Source organism: Indolivaga capnocytophagoides (assembly GCF_036511535.1).
GTDB classification, from domain to species: Bacteria; Bacteroidota; Bacteroidia; order Bacteroidales; family Dysgonomonadaceae; genus Dysgonomonas_A; species Dysgonomonas_A capnocytophagoides.
The window spans coordinates 828980-845732 of sequence record NZ_AP028867.1; the positions used below are offsets into that span (position 1 = coordinate 828980).

The window sequence follows — 16753 nt, forward strand, 5'->3', positions numbered from 1 at the left end:
GGTTTTTTAAGGTCTCAGACCTATTAAAGATTTTGGTAAGATAAATAATCAAAGCCTGTTATAAACTAAAAGTATTTTCTGTTACTTAATCGGTGCAAAGATAAATATTTTGAATGTATATCGGGAGAGTTTCCTTTATTAAGATTTTTTTGCCTGCCTGCATTTAGTTTTTTCTTAACTTTGACTTTCGCTATTTTTTAGCTCTCAGACCTATTTATTGACTTTCCCGAGCAAAACAATGAGAAAGAGTTATGTCTTAGGAAAATATATCATTAAATATTTACTGTTGTTTTAAAATGCAATACATCGTTATACTTACAAATACATGTTTAATAAATAAAATTTCATTTGAAATATGAATGAAGAACTAAAACAAATTGGACTGCGCCTGAAAGGGTTGCGTGATGCCATGGATCTTTCGAAGAAAGAATTCGCTGCATCCTGTGATATCCCTTTGGAAGACTACATTAAGTACGAGGCTGGAGAAAAAGATTTCTCTATAAGCATGCTTAAGAATATTGCGACCAAATACAATGTGGATATAACTACCCTGATGTTTGATGAAGAACCCCGCATGAGCAGTTATGCTCTTACCCGCCGCGAAAAAGGTCTTGAGATAAAGCGTGTCGAAGATTATCAGTATCAGGCTTTGGCAAGCGGATTTACAAACCGCAAAGCCGATGTTTTTGTTGTTACGGTTCAGCCTAAGAGTGATGATACCCCAATACATTTAAGCTCGCACCCGGGACAGGAGTTTAACCTTGTGTTTAAAGGACGCTTACTGATCCGTATAAACGGAAAAGATTTGATTCTTGAAAAAGGAGACAGCTTGTATTTCGATCCGAGTCTGCCTCATGGGATGAAAGCTTTGGATGGCAAGCCTGTGAAGTTTTTAGCTGTAGTTGTTTAAGGTCGCAGACCTGTTGATAATCAATTAAAAGTTGAAGACGGAGAATGTTTTCAATTTAATAAAATCATTAAATATTTGCTTTTACTTTAAGTATAAGCAATGATAACAGAGTAGTTAGTCTACCTTAAACTTATCAAAAATAACAATACAATGTTAGAAAAATTTTTAACAAAAACATCTTTCTCTTCCATAGATGATTTCAAGCAAAATTTTCATATAAATGTTCCCGATAATTTCAACTTTGCCTATGATGTTGTAGACGAATGGGCAAAAGCAGAACCGAACAAAATAGCACTTTGCTGGGCTAATGAAGAAGGTGAACACATCAACTTTACATTTAAGGATATAAAGGAACAAAGCGATAAGGCAGCTTCTTATTTCCAGACTTTAGGAATCGGAAAAGGAGATCTGGTGATGCTGATATTGAAACGCCGTTATGAGTTTTGGTTTTCCATTATCGGCCTGCACAAAATCGGGGCGATAGCCATACCGGCAACACACCTTCTGACCCCTAAAGATATTATATACCGCAATAATGCAGCTGATATAAAAGCCATCATCGTTACCGATGACGAATTTATTCATCAGCATGTAGAGGATGCGCTGCCCAAATCGCCAACAGTAAAACATATTGTGGCTTGCGGAAAAATAATTCCTCCCGGATGGAAAGATTTTCATAAAGGATTGAATGATGCTCCATTGTTTGAGCGTCCTGCCCATGTTAATAATAATGACGATATTTCATTGTTGTATTTTACTTCGGGCACAACCGGCGAACCTAAAATGGTGATTCATAATTTTACTTATCCACTCGGGCATATTGTTACGGCTAAATATTGGCATAACCTGAATGAAGATAGTATTCACCTGACAGTTTCCGATACGGGATGGGCAAAAGCTGCATGGGGAAAACTCTATGGACAGTGGATTGTCGGAGCTACAATAGTTGCTTATGACCATGAAAAATTTACTCCTGCAAAAATATTGAATCTGATTCAGGATTGTAAGATTACTTCCTTTTGTGCACCACCTACGGTATATCGGTTCTTGATTCGTGAAGATCTTTCTAAATATGACTTATCATCTCTTGAGTATTGTACAACAGCCGGAGAAGCTCTTAATCCTTCTGTTTTTGAGACATTTTATAAGGCAACAGGAATTAAGATGATGGAAGCTTTCGGACAAACCGAAACAACTCCTACCATTGTAACTTTCCCGTGGGTTGAACCCAAACCAGGGTCTATGGGGATTCCTAATCCGGTTTATGATATAGATTTGCTTACCGGAGAAGGACGTTCGGCTGAAGAAGGAGAATCGGGAGAGGTGGTTATCCGTACCGATCATAGCAAACCTTTAGGATTGTTTATGGGATATTATCGGGACGAGGAACTTACGAAATCTGTTTATGCCGATAATGTTTATCATACCGGCGATGTTGCCTGGCGCGATCAGGATGGGTATTATTGGTTTATCGGACGTATTGATGATGTTATTAAAAGTTCAGGGTATCGTATCGGACCATTCGAGGTAGAAAGTGCATTGATGACACATCCTGCTGTTGTAGAATGCGCCATAACAGGAGTACCCGATGAGGTACGTGGACAGGTTATAAAAGCGACCATTATATTAGCATCTGATTATAAAGATAAAGCCGGGGAGCATTTGATTAAAGAGATTCAGGATCATGTAAAAAAAGTGACTGCTCCATATAAATATCCCCGTATTATTGAGTTTGTAGACGAACTGCCTAAAACAATCAGTGGAAAAATTAAACGAGCTGAGATAAGAAAACAGTGATAGTTTTCTGCGTACATAGATAAAAATAGAAAAGCGGCAACAAGTGCCGCTTTTCTATTTTTATCTATACACCAAGGGGCACAAAGACTCTTGTTTATAGAACGTTCTTTAAACGATAGAGGGATGGAAAAGGTTTCATACAAGGATGAACATAAAGTGCGTAACTTTTGTTACCTTTTTCGAATTATATAGTTTTCCATTGATGACTGATTCTTAGTTTCTGCCAAAATGTCATTAATACTGTTTGGCTAATTATGAGGTGTCTTGTTAAACGCTGTTAAGCCTAATTATAGCTGGTTAAAAGTGTTAAAAAAAGGTGATGTGGATGATTAAGTGAATGATTTTTGTGTATAAATTTGATATAATTAAAAAGCAATAACAGATCATTAGAAATTAATAAAACAGTTAGAATATGAAGAAACTTTGGAAGAATGCATCTACCTATATCGTAGCAGCGTTGATAAGTGTAGGTGCTTCATACGGAACGTTCAGCTATTTGAATAGCAGATCGGGCTATAGTACATCTGATATGTACAGTTATGCAAAAGAATTTGACCAAAAAAATGTTCATCTGGCGTCTTTGACGGCTGATGGGTATCCCGATTTTACCAAAGCGGCCGAGAGTTCGGTACATGCAGTGGTTCATATAAAATCGACAGTAAAGGCTGTTTCGCAGGAATCAAGACGAGGAAGACAGCAAATGATAGATCCTTTTGAATACTTTTTCGGATTTGGTGATCGTGGCGGGCAAGATTTCGGGTATGGAACACCGCAGCCCAGTGTCGGTTACGGGTCAGGAGTTATCATCTCTAATGATGGATATATCGTAACTAATAATCATGTGATAGATAAGGCGACTGAAATAGAGGTTACAATGAACGATAATTCGAAGTATATAGCTAAGCTTGTAGGTGCAGATCCTACTACAGACATTGCATTGCTGAAAATCGAAGGAAAAGAGTTTCCATACATTCCTTTTGGCAATTCTGATAATCTGAAAGTAGGAGAGTGGGTGCTGGCTGTTGGTAATCCTTTCAATCTGACATCTACTGTAACTGCAGGTATTGTTAGTGCAAAAGGACGTGGAGGTATTGGAGCCGGACAAGGTGGTGATATGACCATTCAATCATTCATTCAGACCGATGCGGCTATCAATCCCGGTAATAGTGGGGGAGCATTGGTGAATACCGAAGGACAGTTGGTCGGTATAAACACTGCGATATATTCACAAACCGGAAACTTTGCCGGTTATGGTTTTGCTGTACCTGTTTCTATTGCGGCTAAGGTGGTAGCAGATATTAAAGAATTCGGAACAGTTCAACGTGCTGTACTTGGGGTAATGATCAGTGACATTTCTGTTGCTCAGGATGCTAAATCAGAGAAAGCCAAAGATCTAAAGGTAAAAGAAGGTGCTTTTGTTGGAGGTTTTGCAGACCGGAGTCCGGCTAAAGAAGCTGGAGTATTGGAAGGAGACGTTATCATAGCCGTGAATAATACTAAGGTGAAAAGTGTTGGGGAATTACAGGATCAAGTAAATAGGTATCGTCCGGGTGATAAGGTCGAATTATTGATTGACCGTTATGGTGCTCAGAAGAAAATATCTGTAGTCTTGAAAAACAGTTCGGGCAGTACTGCTGTAATGAAAAAAACTGATGGCTTGGCAATAATCGGTGCGGCATTTAAAGAACTAACAGCAGACCAGAAACGCCAGTACGGAGTAAGCTATGGGGTACAGGTTGCCGGAGTTGATAACGGGGGGCGCTTCAAGAAAGAAGGAATTGAGAAAGGTTTCATCGTTATGAAAATCAATAATCAATCCGTATCTTCTGTAGAGGATGTTGAAGGCATTATTCAGGCAGTCGGAAAATCTCAGGATAAAGGTTTATTTATATCCGGATTTTATCCAAACGGACGTACTAAATATTATGCTATAGATCTGGGAGAATAATAAATTAAACATATTTAACAATGAGTAACGTTTAATTCTCTGATCAAAAAGGGGAATTAAACGTTATTATATTAGTAATAACAGTAACATCGTGTAGTGTATCGGAATATGTTTTTCAATTAGATATTAGCTAAATTGATAATTATTTGTTACCTTTGCACACCCGTTTTAAATTAATATCTATACAATATAATAAATGAGACAGTTAAAGATTACAAAATCGATTACCAATCGAGAAAGTGCATCTTTGGATAAGTATCTTCAAGAGATTGGTAGGGAGGATCTTATCACTGTAGAAGAAGAGGTTGAATTGGCTCAGGCTATCAAGAGAGGTGACCGGGCGGCATTAGAAAAGCTGACTCGTGCTAATCTTCGTTTTGTGGTGTCTGTGGCAAAACAATATCAGAATCAGGGATTAAGTCTGCCTGACCTTATCAACGAAGGTAACCTCGGATTGATTAAGGCTGCGGAAAAATTTGATGAAACCAGAGGGTTTAAATTCATCAGTTACGCTGTATGGTGGATTCGTCAATCAATCTTGCAGGCTTTGGCCGAACAGTCTCGTATTGTCAGATTACCATTAAATCAGGTAGGTTCTTTAAATAAGATCAGTAAGGCTTTCTCTAAATTCGAACAGGAAAATGAGAGAAAACCTTCGGCAGAAGAACTTTCAGAACAATTGGATATTCCGGTTGATAAGATTGCCGATTCATTGAAAGTTTCAGGACGGCATATATCAATGGATGCCCCTTTTGTTGAGGGAGAAGACAATAGTTTGTTGGATGTATTGGTCAATGATGATGCTCCGATTGCAGACCGCTCATTGATTAATGAGTCTTTACAACAAGAGATTGAGAGAGCTTTGTCTACACTTACCGAAAGAGAAAGTGATATCATTAAAATGTTCTTCGGAATAGGATGTCAGGAGATGACATTGGAAGAAATTGGTGATAAATTTCAATTGACCCGCGAACGTGTAAGACAAATCAAAGAGAAGGCTATCAAAAGATTACGCCAAAATTCGAGAAGTAAATTGCTAAAAGGTTATCTGGGGTGATATAATCCGGATAAAGTAAATAAAATCAAAGGCTATCTGTTATAGATAGTCTTTTTTTTGTTCTTACATGTTTGAAAACAAAATCGATTTTATATATTTGTTCCTCTTATTTATTAGGGTTTCTTATAAGTAAACACAACACAATGGAATTATACTACTCTTTTTCGATCTTAATTGTTATAGCTACAGTATTTTATTATTTGAACTTGCGGTTCTTAAAACTTCCGGCTACTATAGGTATTATGGTTATAGCCATGGTGTTATCAATAGCATTGGTTTTTATCGGTAATTTGGTAACAGCAGGTCCTTTACAGGATTTTTCGGTGCTAATCCGTAATATAGACTTTACGGAGATTCTGATGAACTGTATGCTTAATTTTCTTCTTTTTGCAGGAGCGATCCATATAAATATGAGTGACCTGAAAGAGCAGAAAGTCCCGATTATGGTTTTCTCTACATTGAGTGTTGTTATCTCTACATTTGTGGTTGGCTTTACATTGTATTTTCTGTTAAATGTATTGTTGCCGGTTGGCTTACATCTGAAAATATCTCTGATATATTGCCTCCTCTTTGGAGCACTGATATCTCCAACCGATCCGATAGCAGTATTGAGTATACTGAAACAAGCCAAAGTTTCTAAATCCCTAGAGACAAAAGTTGCGGGAGAATCATTGTTTAATGACGGGGTTGCTGTAGTTGTATTTGCGGTGATACTGAAAATTGCACAAGGAGAATCAATAGATTTGTCATTCACTCATATATCGTGGTTGTTTATAAAAGAAGCGTTGGGAGGATTTGTAGTTGGGGTTATACTCGGGTATATTGCGGCTCTGGCAATGAAAACAGCAAATGATTATAAACTTTCGGTGCTTGTGACTTTATCTGTGGTAATGGGAGGAGCGATAGTTGCTCATTCAATGCATATTTCGGGTCCGTTGACGATGGTTGCGGCAGGATTGATAATAGGGGAGTCGAAACGAAAAAGATACGATCTGGAAGAAGGGAATATAAATCATGTTGGAGCCTTCTGGGAATTACTCGATGAGGTTTTAAACGCTATACTATTCTTGTTTATAGGTTTCGAACTTTTATTAATACCAAATTTGCATGAATATTGGCTGATTGGTGCTATCTGTATCTTTGTAGTTTTATTTGCCCGTTATATTTCAATAAAAATACCAACATTGATAATTCCTTTTAAGGAAAAATTCTCAAGTGGAACTATTAAGATCTTAGTTTGGGGTGGTTTACGTGGGGGTGTTTCCATTGCGTTGGCTTTATCCGTACCCGAAGGTGATATGAAGCCGGTTTTGATTGCAGCAACCTACTTTGTTGTTGTCTTTTCTATAATAGTACAGGGGCTGACTATTGGTAAATTGGCAAATAAGATTAAGATTTAAGAATATATTTATTCGGATAGTAAATAAAAGATATGGGCTTCGGTGATCTTTATAAGATCAGCCGGAGCTATTTTTATCTGTAGCCCTCTTTGTCCTGCACTGATGTATATAAACTCAAAATTGTTGCAGGTTTCATGTATGTATGTAGGGAATTTCTTTTTCATTCCGATAGGAGAACATGCCCCTCGTATGTATCCGGTAATGCTTAATAGGTCTTTCATTAATATCATGTGACAACTCTTGTTTCCCGATGCTTTTGCCGCAACTTTCAGGTCTAATTCTTCGGCTCCTGGTATCACACATACAAAATAGCCCGATTTATCACCATGTAATACCAATGTTTTGAATACTTGTTCAATAGGTTCTTCAAGTTGTTCTGCTACATGTATAGCGCTGAGATCTGACTCGTCAACATTATATGGAATGAGACTATAAGTTATTTTTGCCTGATCTAATAATCTGGCGGCATTTGTTTTATGTATTTTCATTAAAATGATAAATAGATAGCTGAAAGTGTATAATAGCATATCTTAAAGTGATAGCTATCCGTTGCTTTGATATATTTATTTCGTAAATGACAAGGTCTAAAATCCTAATAGATGCAAAAATACGGATTTATTTCTGGGGAGCATGAAATTGATGTTAATAAAAGGCGTGAAGTATTAATTTTTAGTTAAAAAAGGCTTCGGGATTAAACTTAATAACCTCAATAATATTGAATGTAATTTTTTATTCTTTATATTTGCGATGCATAGAGATATTTTACAGACAGTATTAAATTATTTTTCAAGTGACCTTGGTAAGTTTTTTCATTTCTCTCTGAAATTTGATTCTCTGCAAAACACAATTTTATTTATTTTTTTTAATTACATTTTTATGAACATTTTTATTGCAGGGTTAAGCTACAGTATCACAGATGCTGACCTAAATGATTTATTCGGAGAGTATGGCGAGATTACTTCTGCTAAGGTTGTTATGGACAGAGAAACAAACCGTTCAAAAGGTTATGGCTTTGTTGAAATGAACGACGAAGCTGCAGGTCAAAAAGCTATCGATGAATTAAATGGTGCAGAATATGACGGAAGAACTATTTCTGTATCTGTAGCACGTCCAAGAGCTGAAGGCGGACAACGCAGAAGCGGAGGCAACGGTGGTGGCTTCAACAGAAGAGGTGGTAACGGCGGTGGCGGTTACAACCGTGACAGATATTGATATTTAGATTTTTTAAAATATATGATATCAGAAGGGATAGTATTAACTATCCCTTTTCTGTTGTAAAGCAGCTTTTTTTGTTAACTTTGTGGTCTAAAAGAGAATTTGTTTTTTTAGATATTCCGATGCTTTTGCAAGTATAGAAACTATTAAGATATATTGTTGTAAATCTTTCAGTTGCTTAATTGATGCTACGTATAAAACGGTTATACTTATATATATTACAGACTTTTGTACCTGTGTTTTTTATGACATTTGCCATTTGTCTGTTTATTATCTTGATGCAGTTCCTTTGGAAATATGTTGAGGATCTTGTAGGTAAAGGGTTGGAGCCTCATGTTTTGGCGGAATTGTTTGCGTATGCTGCACTTTCTTTAGTTCCTATGGCCTTACCGTTAGCTATTTTGTTGGCGTCTCTTATGACATTTGGTAATTTGGGCGAGAGATTTGAACTTACAGCTATTAAAGCTGCCGGTATCTCATTGTTGAAGGCTATGCGTCCTCTTATCTTGCTGATAGCGGCCGTTAGTGTGGGTGCCTTTTATTTTCAGAATGATGTAATACCAAGAGTCAATGTTAAGTTTCGGACATTGATGATCTCTATAAAACAAAAATCTCCGGAATTGCAGATTCCGGAAAATACATTTTCTTCGGATATTAATAATTACAATCTTTTTGTAAAGGAAAAAGATAAAGAAACAGGAATGCTTCGGGATGTGATGATATATGATGTATCGAAAGGTTTCGATAACATGGCCGTGATTGTTTGTGATTCGGCTAAGATGCGGACATCATCCAATAAAGATTATCTTTCTCTGACATTGTATTATGGACAGCAGTTTTCGAACGTGAAGCAGTCCGGTTTTAGAGAAAATATGCCTTCTCGGAGTGAGTTTGTTCCATATTCTCGCGAAATATTCAAAGAAAAACAGGTTATTATTCCATTTGATGCGAATTTCAATCGTATTGATGAATCAGCAATGGAAGGTACTCAGTTGGCGAAAAATGTAACTCAATTACGTTCGTCCATAGATTCGCTCAGTAAAATTGTAGATAGCCTTAATGTGACCGACCGTAAGGTGATGGTTAAATATGCCTATGTGTCGTCTCGAAATAATACTCCGCAAGATTCGGTTACTGTAAAAAATAAAGCAGATATTATCCCGATATCATTCGATTCTGTTGTCAACTCATTATCTATGCAGGAAAAGCAGAGAATCTATTCCGATGCTTTTTCATTAGCCGACAATTCGAAGAGTGATATGCTTTTCAGGTCTTTTGCTAAGATCGATTTGCAGAAAAAAATCAGAGGACATAACGTTGAATTGCAAAAGAAATTTACATTGTCATTTGCCTGTCTTGTCTTTTTCTTTATAGGTGCTCCTCTCGGAGCGATTATCAGGAAAGGAGGGTTGGGTATGCCGGTGGTTATCTCTGTCATTTTGTTCATTATTTATTATATAATAGATAATGTTGGCTTTAAAATGGCCAGAGATGGAGTTTGGCCGGTTTGGCAAGGTGTTTGGTTAAGTTCATTTATACTGTTTCCGTTAGGAGCATTTATAACTTATAAGGCAATTAATGACTCGGCATTGTTTAATGCTGATGCTTATAGGAATTTTTATATTCGATTGTTTGGCGAAAGGGCTGCAATGCCGCTCGAAGAGCTTTATAAAGCCTATAACCGCAATGTTAAATACGGACTTCTGGCTTTTGCCGGATGTGTATTATTTTTATTGATGCATTTTCTGACAAAAGGATTCTTATCTAATATGACAGCCGTACTGGCTTCGATTAGCGGAATTATATATCTGGTATTATTCAGTGAGTTTGTAAGGGAAAGATATGAGTTTTATAAAAAAGCTCAGCAGAAAATAAGGATAACAGTAAAAGAAATAGCCTTTGTCCTTACGATAGGTCTGTTTTTCTATTTTGTTTTGTATCTTTATTATAAAAATAGAATGGCTAATATTATTGCTGAAAATGAAAGTAAAATGTCAGCTGTTCAAAATATATAAATATTATGTCTGGTTTTAAATTAAATACAATAGAGGAAGCTCTAGCAGAAATCAAAAATGGCAATTTTGTAGTTGTTGTTGATGATGAAGACCGTGAAAATGAAGGAGACCTTATTATAGCTGCCGAAGCTATAACTCCCGAAAAAGTAAACTTTATGGAGACCCATGCCAAAGGTCTCTTGTGTGTTCCTCTAACCGGTGAGCGTTGTGATGAATTGGATCTGCCTATGATGGTTACATCTAATACATCGGTGCATGCTACACCATTTACCGTGTCGGTCGATTTATTAGGTCATGGATGTACTACGGGTATATCTTCATTTGACCGTTCGCAAACTATATTAGCTCTAGCAAATAAAGAAACTAAGCCCGAAGATTTAGGGCGTCCCGGTCATGTTTTTCCTCTAAGAGCCAGAGATAAAGGTGTTCTAAGCAGGGTTGGACATACTGAGGCTGCTGTTGATTTGGCTAAATTGGCGGGAATGCAGCCTGCGGGAGTTTTGATTGAAATAAAGAAAGAAGATGGCGAAATGGCTCGTCTTCCCGAATTGATAGAATTTTCAAAAGAACACAATCTGAAAATAATTTCAGTGGCAGATCTTGTTAAATACAGACTAGAACGTGAAACATTAATCGAAAAAGGAACAGAGGTAAAAATGCCTACCGAATTCGGAGACTTTCATCTTATTCCTTTCAGACAAAAATCGAATGGGCTGGAACATATTGCTTTGATTAAAGGTACATGGACAAAAGATGAACCGATTCTTGTTCGTGTTCACTCTTCATGTATGACCGGTGATATTTTTGGTTCGAAACGTTGTGAATGCGGAGAACAATTGCATAAAGCTATGGAAATGATTCAGAAAGAAGGTAAAGGAGCCATTGTGTATCTGAATCAGGAAGGACGAGGAATCGGACTTATGGCAAAAATGGAGGCTTACAAACTTCAGGAAGAGGGGCTGGATACCGTTGATGCTAATCTTCATTTGGGTTATAAAGCCGATGAAAGAGATTACGGAGTGGGAGCAGCTATTCTTAGGGATTTGGATGTTTGTAAGATGCGCCTGATGTCTAATAATCCCATCAAACGTGTAGGTCTGGAATCTTTCGGACTTGAAGTAGTTGAAAATGTACCTATCGAGGTGAAACCCAATCAATACAATATGTTTTATATGCATACCAAGAAAGAACGTATGGGGCATACTTTGCATAATGTCGATTGAGAACTTTCTTTATTGGCTGGCACCGGATATTATTTAGATTTATTGAATGTATTAATTACGGAAAGTTAGTCTTTGCTTTAGTTAAAACTTACTATTACTTATAAGAACAAATTTCAGAAAATGGCACAAGTCGCAGATCGTATCGCCAATTTATCAGCATCCGAGACATTGGCAATGTCGCAAAAAAGCTCAGAGCTAAAGGCTCAGGGTATTGATGTAATCAACTTGAGTGTAGGTGAACCCGATTTTTATACACCCGACCATATAAAGCAGGCTGCTAAGGATGCGATAGATGATAACTTTTCATTTTATTCGCCTGTAACGGGGTATTTATCTTTGCGAAAGGCTATTTGCGAGAAATTGTCTAAGGAAAATAATTTGTCATTTACTCCCGATCAGATTGTCTGTTCGAATGGAGCAAAGCAATCGGTATATAACACTCTGCTAAGTGTTGTGAATGCTGGAGACGAAGTGATTATACCTGCCCCTTATTGGGTTAGTTATGTAGAAATGGTAAAATTGGCAGAAGGAAAAAGTGTTATCATTTCTGCCGGAATAGATCAAAACTTTAAGATTACTCCTACTCAGTTGAAAGCGGCTATAACAGATAAGACCAGAGCTATTATTTTATGCTCTCCTTCTAATCCTACGGGTAGTGTGTATTCAAAGGACGAATTGAAAGGCTTAGCTGATGTTTTGTCTCAATACCCTAATATTATAGTATTAGCAGACGAGATATACGAACATATAAACTATATAGGAAAACACGAAAGTATAGCTCAATTCGAAAATATTCGCGAACGTGTGGTTATTATCAATGGTGTATCGAAAGGATATGCGATGACCGGTTGGCGTTTGGGATGGATTGCTGCTCCAAAGTGGATCGCTGCCGCTTGTAATAAACTTCAGGGACAATCCACTTCAGGTCCATCATCAATCACTCAGAAGGCAGCCGAAGCTGCTTATGTAGGAGATCAGACATGCGTGGAAACAATGCGTAAAGCTTTTGAGCGTCGCCGTGATTTGGTGTATAAGCTGACATCGAAAATAGATGGTTTTAAACTTGAAAAACCTGACGGTGCATTCTATGTGTTTCCGGATTGTTCATATTATTTTGGAAAATCATTTAATGGAAAGAATATAGCGACTTCAGGAGATTTGGCTATGTATCTTTTAGAGGAAGGGCATGTAGCATGTGTGGGGGGACAAGCTTTTGGAGCTCCTGATTGCATCCGCTTTTCTTATGCAACTGCCGATGATTTATTGATAGAAGCTTTTAGAAGAGTAAAAGAAGCATTGGCAAAGCTGAAATAACTTTACTGAAATATAAAAATAAGAAAGACGGATCTGATATTCAGATCCGTCTTTCTTATTTTATAAATTAGCTATTATTTATGTGTTATAATATTGTATTGAAATGTAAAATTTGAATTTTGCGTTAAATAGATTTTTATTTAAATATAAATATGTCTTTTTGTTTGTTTTGTGGTCTTGGTTTTGTAATTTTGCACCCATTAAAAAATTAAAGATAAAGTTATGATAGTAGGAGTTCCAAAAGAAATTAAAAACAACGAGAACAGAGTCGGGATGACACCCGGAGGTGTAAAAGAATTTGTAAAAAGAGGACACACTGTATATGTTCAGCATACAGCAGGAGAGGGCAGTGGTTTTGACGATTCATTGTATTTAGCTGCAGGAGCGCAGATCCTTGATAATATAAAGGATGTGTATAATGTTGCTGAGATGATAGTTAAGGTCAAAGAGCCAATCGAAGAAGAGTACAAACTGATCAAAAAAGGTCAATTGCTTTTTACTTATTTTCATTTTGCATCAAACGAAAAGTTATTGAATGCAATGCTGCAAAGCGGAGCTACTTGTCTGGCATATGAAACAGTATTGAATAAAGAAGGTTTACTTCCTTTATTGATTCCAATGAGCGAAATAGCAGGTCGGATGGCGATTCAGGTTGGTATGCACTTTATGGAAAAATCTCATGGAGGTCGTGGTATATTGTTGGGCGGTGTATCAGGTGTGAGTCCTGCCAGAGTTTTGGTTCTGGGAGGCGGAATTGTAGGTTATAATGCTGCGGTTATTGCTGCAGGAGCCGGAGCTCAAGTTACTATAACTGATATCTCTCTTTCGCGCTTACGCTATCTTGATCAAGTCCTGCCTGCAAATGTTCAGACTTTATATTCATCGGTGCAGAATGTCGAAGAAGTTCTTCCGTATACCGATCTGGTTATAGGTTCGGTACTTATTCCGGGAGCTAAAGCCCCTCATTTATTAACTCGTGACATGCTTAAACTGATGAAAAAAGGAAGTGTCGTTGTAGATGTTGCAATAGATCAGGGTGGATGTTTTGAAACTTCTCATGCTACAACTCATACCGACCCTGTATACGAAGAAGAAGGTGTTATACATTATGCCGTAGCTAATATTCCCGGAGCTGTAGCTCGAACTTCTACTTTGGCTTTAACGAATGCAACATTACCGTATGCTCTTAAATTGGCAGATTTAGGTTGGGAAAAAGCCGTGGCTGAAGATGCCGGCCTTAAATCGGGTCTTAATATCGTAGATGGAAAAATTACATTCAAAGCTGTTGCGGAAGTCTTCGGGAAAGAGTGTCATATAATATAAGCTGTTTATTGTTTTTTCTATAAAAATTGACGTATTTCAAGAATCTTTTAGCTCTTAATAGATCTCTGTTTAGAGATCACAATTAGAGAGTTGTAGAATAAAGATGCTGGTTTTGATTGTCTGTTATCGGCGATAATTGAAATCAGCATCTTTTCTTTATTCCACATTTATATAAAATCATTTTTATTTGTTTTATATATAATCTATCTTTGCACCGCTTAAGAGGAAAAGAACAAAATAATCTTTGGATATTAATGATAGTATTTTTGATAAAGTAAGTGATCATTAATTATCTGAAAAACCTGCTTGAAATAATAAATGGGTCTGTGACCTTCGATTTTTATCCGTTTATAGAAATAATAAAATGATTTATTCTGAAAATACATTGCACGAGACACCCCGAAGAGGAAGTATAGAAGTTATATGTGGTTCAATGTTTTCAGGAAAGACGGAAGAATTACTCCGAAGATTAAAACGGGCAAAAATAGCTAAGCAGGAAATTGAAATATTTAAACCGGCAATAGATACTCGCTATTCGGAAGTTGAAGTTATTTCACATGATAAAAACTCTATACCTTCAACTGTTGTTGAACATTCGAGTAATATCTTGTTATTATCTTCTAATATTGAGGTTGTTGGGATAGACGAAGCTCAATTCTTTGATCAAGGATTGGTTGATGTTTGTCAGCAGCTTGCTGATCAGGGGATAAGAGTAATTGTAGCTGGTCTGGATATGGATTTTAAGAGAAATCCTTTTGGTCCGATGCCGGCACTATGCGCTATTGCTGATGATGTGAAGAAAGTGCATGCCATATGTGTTGAATGCGGCAGGTTGGCTAACTATTCATATCGCCTGATTTCGAACAACGATAAGCAGGTGATGCTGGGAGAACTTCAGGAGTATAAGCCTTTGTGTAGGCTTTGCTATACACGTCTTAGAAAATAAGGCGTCTAGGAAAAAAGTGTATTAATGGATACCTTTTTGCGAAAAAAAGATATTCATGATTAGCAATACATAAATAAAATGTTTTTCGGCTATAACGGGCTGTAAATGTTTTATTTGCCAAAGTCGTAGATAGGTCAGCGACCTTTCCAGTATTTATTGATTAAAAAGGGCTCAGTATGAAAAGAGAACTAAAGAACATTGTTCATCAAACCCGATCTCTGATTAAAGGCGGAGATAAAAAGAAACTGAGAATTTATCTTGATAGCTTTGATATTTCAGCTATTGAAGATTTAATTGACGAGTTGCCCGATTATGCCCCTCTAATCATCGAGACGATGAGTGCGAACAGGGCTGTCAACGTATTTAGGATTTTAGATGTTCCCACGCAGGAACGAGTCATTAAAAAGTTATCCAAGTTAAAACTAAAGGAGCTGTTATCCATTTTGCCCCCTGATGATCAGACGGCATTATTGGGAGAACTAAAAGATGAAGATCTGGTTCAGGAATTAATGGCTTTATTGTCTCCGGAAGATAAACTGGAGGTAGCTGCTCTTTTAGCCTATCCCGAAGATAGTGTAGGTCGTTTGATGACCCCCGACTATCTGGCTATCAATAAAAATATAACGGTACAGCAAACTTTGGATACCATCCGGAAAAAAGGTAAAAATTCGGAGACTATAGACGTTATTTATATTCTTGATGATAATGGCGTCTTATTAGATGACCTTCGTATCAGGGATTTATTGATTGTAGATCCTTCGACCCCAATCTCCGATATTATGGATAACCGGTTAATATCACTGAATGCAGAAGATCCACAAGAAGAGGCTATTAAGATATTTAAGATGAACAACCGGGTTGCTCTCCCTGTTATAAACACAGAAGGCTTACTCTTGGGTATTGTTACTATTGATGATATTCTATGGGTTGCAAATGAAGAGTATTCCGAAGACATGCAACGGTTTGGGGGTAGTGGAACGTTAGATGAACCTTATCTGGATGTACCCTTGCATAAGCTGGTTTGGAAGCGTGCCGGATGGTTGATTGTCCTGTTTATCGGAGAGTTACTTACAGCTTCGGTAATGCAGTATTATGAAGACCAACTGGCTAAAGTAATAGTTTTGGCTATGTTCCTTCCTTTGATGATCTCGAGTGGGGGAAATAGTGGTTCTCAGGCTTCAACCCTTATTATTCAGGCTATGGCTGTCGGTGATGTACGTTTATCGGATTGGTGGAGAGTGTTCAGACGTGAGATACTATCAGGTGCAAGCCTCGGTCTAATACTTGGTATTATCGGATTTATACGTATTTATGTGTGGCATTTTATATTCCCTCATTTATATGGTGAACATTGGATTTTGGTGGCATCAACTGTTTCTATGTCTTTAATCGGAATTGTGCTGTGGGGATCTTTAATCGGTTCTATGTTGCCGTTTATCTTAAGACGTTTGGGTGCTGATCCTGCTACATCGTCGGCTCCTTTTGTCGCAACTATTGTTGATGTTACAGGTCTGATGATATATCTTTCTATAGCAGGTGTTGTTTTTGGTGCAATACTTCATTAACTTTAACCGGGCAAGGTCTCGTACCTTTAAATTTTTTATA

At 37.2% G+C, this 16753-nt stretch carries 13 protein-coding genes; 12 read left to right on the forward strand and 1 reads right to left on the reverse strand.

Annotated features, from left to right (window positions below):
- The first annotated feature begins 355 nt into the window (after window positions 1-355).
- The 5 genes from AABJ51_RS03565 (at window position 356) to AABJ51_RS03585 (ending at window position 7112) form a co-directional block, all read left to right on the forward strand.
- Window positions 356-910 (forward strand): helix-turn-helix domain-containing protein, encoded by a 555-nt coding sequence (locus AABJ51_RS03565; protein ID WP_026625105.1) that lies wholly within the window; start codon window positions 356-358, stop codon window positions 908-910.
- A gap of 150 nt (window positions 911-1060) precedes the next feature.
- Entirely contained in the window at window positions 1061-2707 is a 1647-nt protein-coding gene (locus tag AABJ51_RS03570; protein ID WP_338374427.1) for an AMP-binding protein, read from the forward strand.
- A 412-nt stretch (window positions 2708-3119) separates the two neighbouring features.
- Window positions 3120-4655, forward strand: a complete 1536-nt coding sequence (locus AABJ51_RS03575) for a Do family serine endopeptidase (RefSeq protein ID WP_338374428.1) — start codon at window positions 3120-3122, stop codon at window positions 4653-4655.
- Between the two features lie 196 nt (window positions 4656-4851).
- Complete coding sequence (locus tag AABJ51_RS03580) at window positions 4852-5712, forward strand: sigma-70 family RNA polymerase sigma factor (RefSeq protein ID WP_026625108.1); 861 nt, start codon at window positions 4852-4854, stop codon at window positions 5710-5712.
- A gap of 143 nt (window positions 5713-5855) precedes the next feature.
- Window positions 5856-7112 (forward strand): cation:proton antiporter, encoded by a 1257-nt coding sequence (locus tag AABJ51_RS03585; protein WP_026625109.1) that lies wholly within the window; start codon window positions 5856-5858, stop codon window positions 7110-7112.
- Window positions 7113-7120: 8 nt separating this feature from the next.
- Here AABJ51_RS03585 and ybaK read toward each other — a convergent pair whose 3' ends face one another.
- The gene (ybaK, locus tag AABJ51_RS03590; RefSeq protein ID WP_026625110.1) at window positions 7121-7600 is read right to left on the reverse strand and encodes a Cys-tRNA(Pro) deacylase; all 480 of its coding nucleotides are present in this window, start codon (window positions 7598-7600) and stop codon (window positions 7121-7123) included.
- A gap of 388 nt (window positions 7601-7988) precedes the next feature.
- On the opposite strand from ybaK, the gene rbp reads away from it, so the two are divergent.
- From rbp to mgtE, 7 genes are all read left to right on the forward strand, one after another.
- Window positions 7989-8324 (forward strand): RNA-binding regulator, encoded by a 336-nt coding sequence (gene rbp, locus AABJ51_RS03595; RefSeq protein ID WP_026625111.1) that lies wholly within the window; start codon window positions 7989-7991, stop codon window positions 8322-8324.
- 248 nt (window positions 8325-8572) lie between these two features.
- Window positions 8573-10342: an LptF/LptG family permease gene (locus tag AABJ51_RS03600; RefSeq protein WP_434781381.1), complete on the forward strand. Its 1770-nt coding sequence runs from the start codon at window positions 8573-8575 to the stop codon at window positions 10340-10342.
- Between the two features lie 5 nt (window positions 10343-10347).
- A complete protein-coding gene (locus AABJ51_RS03605) occupies window positions 10348-11565 on the forward strand; it encodes a bifunctional 3,4-dihydroxy-2-butanone-4-phosphate synthase/GTP cyclohydrolase II (RefSeq protein WP_338374430.1) in 1218 nt (405 codons plus the stop codon).
- 120 nt (window positions 11566-11685) lie between these two features.
- Window positions 11686-12879, forward strand: a complete 1194-nt coding sequence (locus AABJ51_RS03610; RefSeq protein ID WP_338374431.1) for a pyridoxal phosphate-dependent aminotransferase — start codon at window positions 11686-11688, stop codon at window positions 12877-12879.
- Window positions 12880-13101: 222 nt separating this feature from the next.
- Window positions 13102-14202: an alanine dehydrogenase gene (gene ald, locus AABJ51_RS03615; RefSeq protein WP_338374432.1), complete on the forward strand. Its 1101-nt coding sequence runs from the start codon at window positions 13102-13104 to the stop codon at window positions 14200-14202.
- Between the two features lie 364 nt (window positions 14203-14566).
- Window positions 14567-15148 (forward strand): thymidine kinase, encoded by a 582-nt coding sequence (locus AABJ51_RS03620; RefSeq protein WP_338374433.1) that lies wholly within the window; start codon window positions 14567-14569, stop codon window positions 15146-15148.
- Between the two features lie 176 nt (window positions 15149-15324).
- Entirely contained in the window at window positions 15325-16713 is a 1389-nt protein-coding gene (mgtE, locus tag AABJ51_RS03625; protein WP_134435186.1) for a magnesium transporter, read from the forward strand.
- Window positions 16714-16753: the final 40 nt, after the last annotated feature.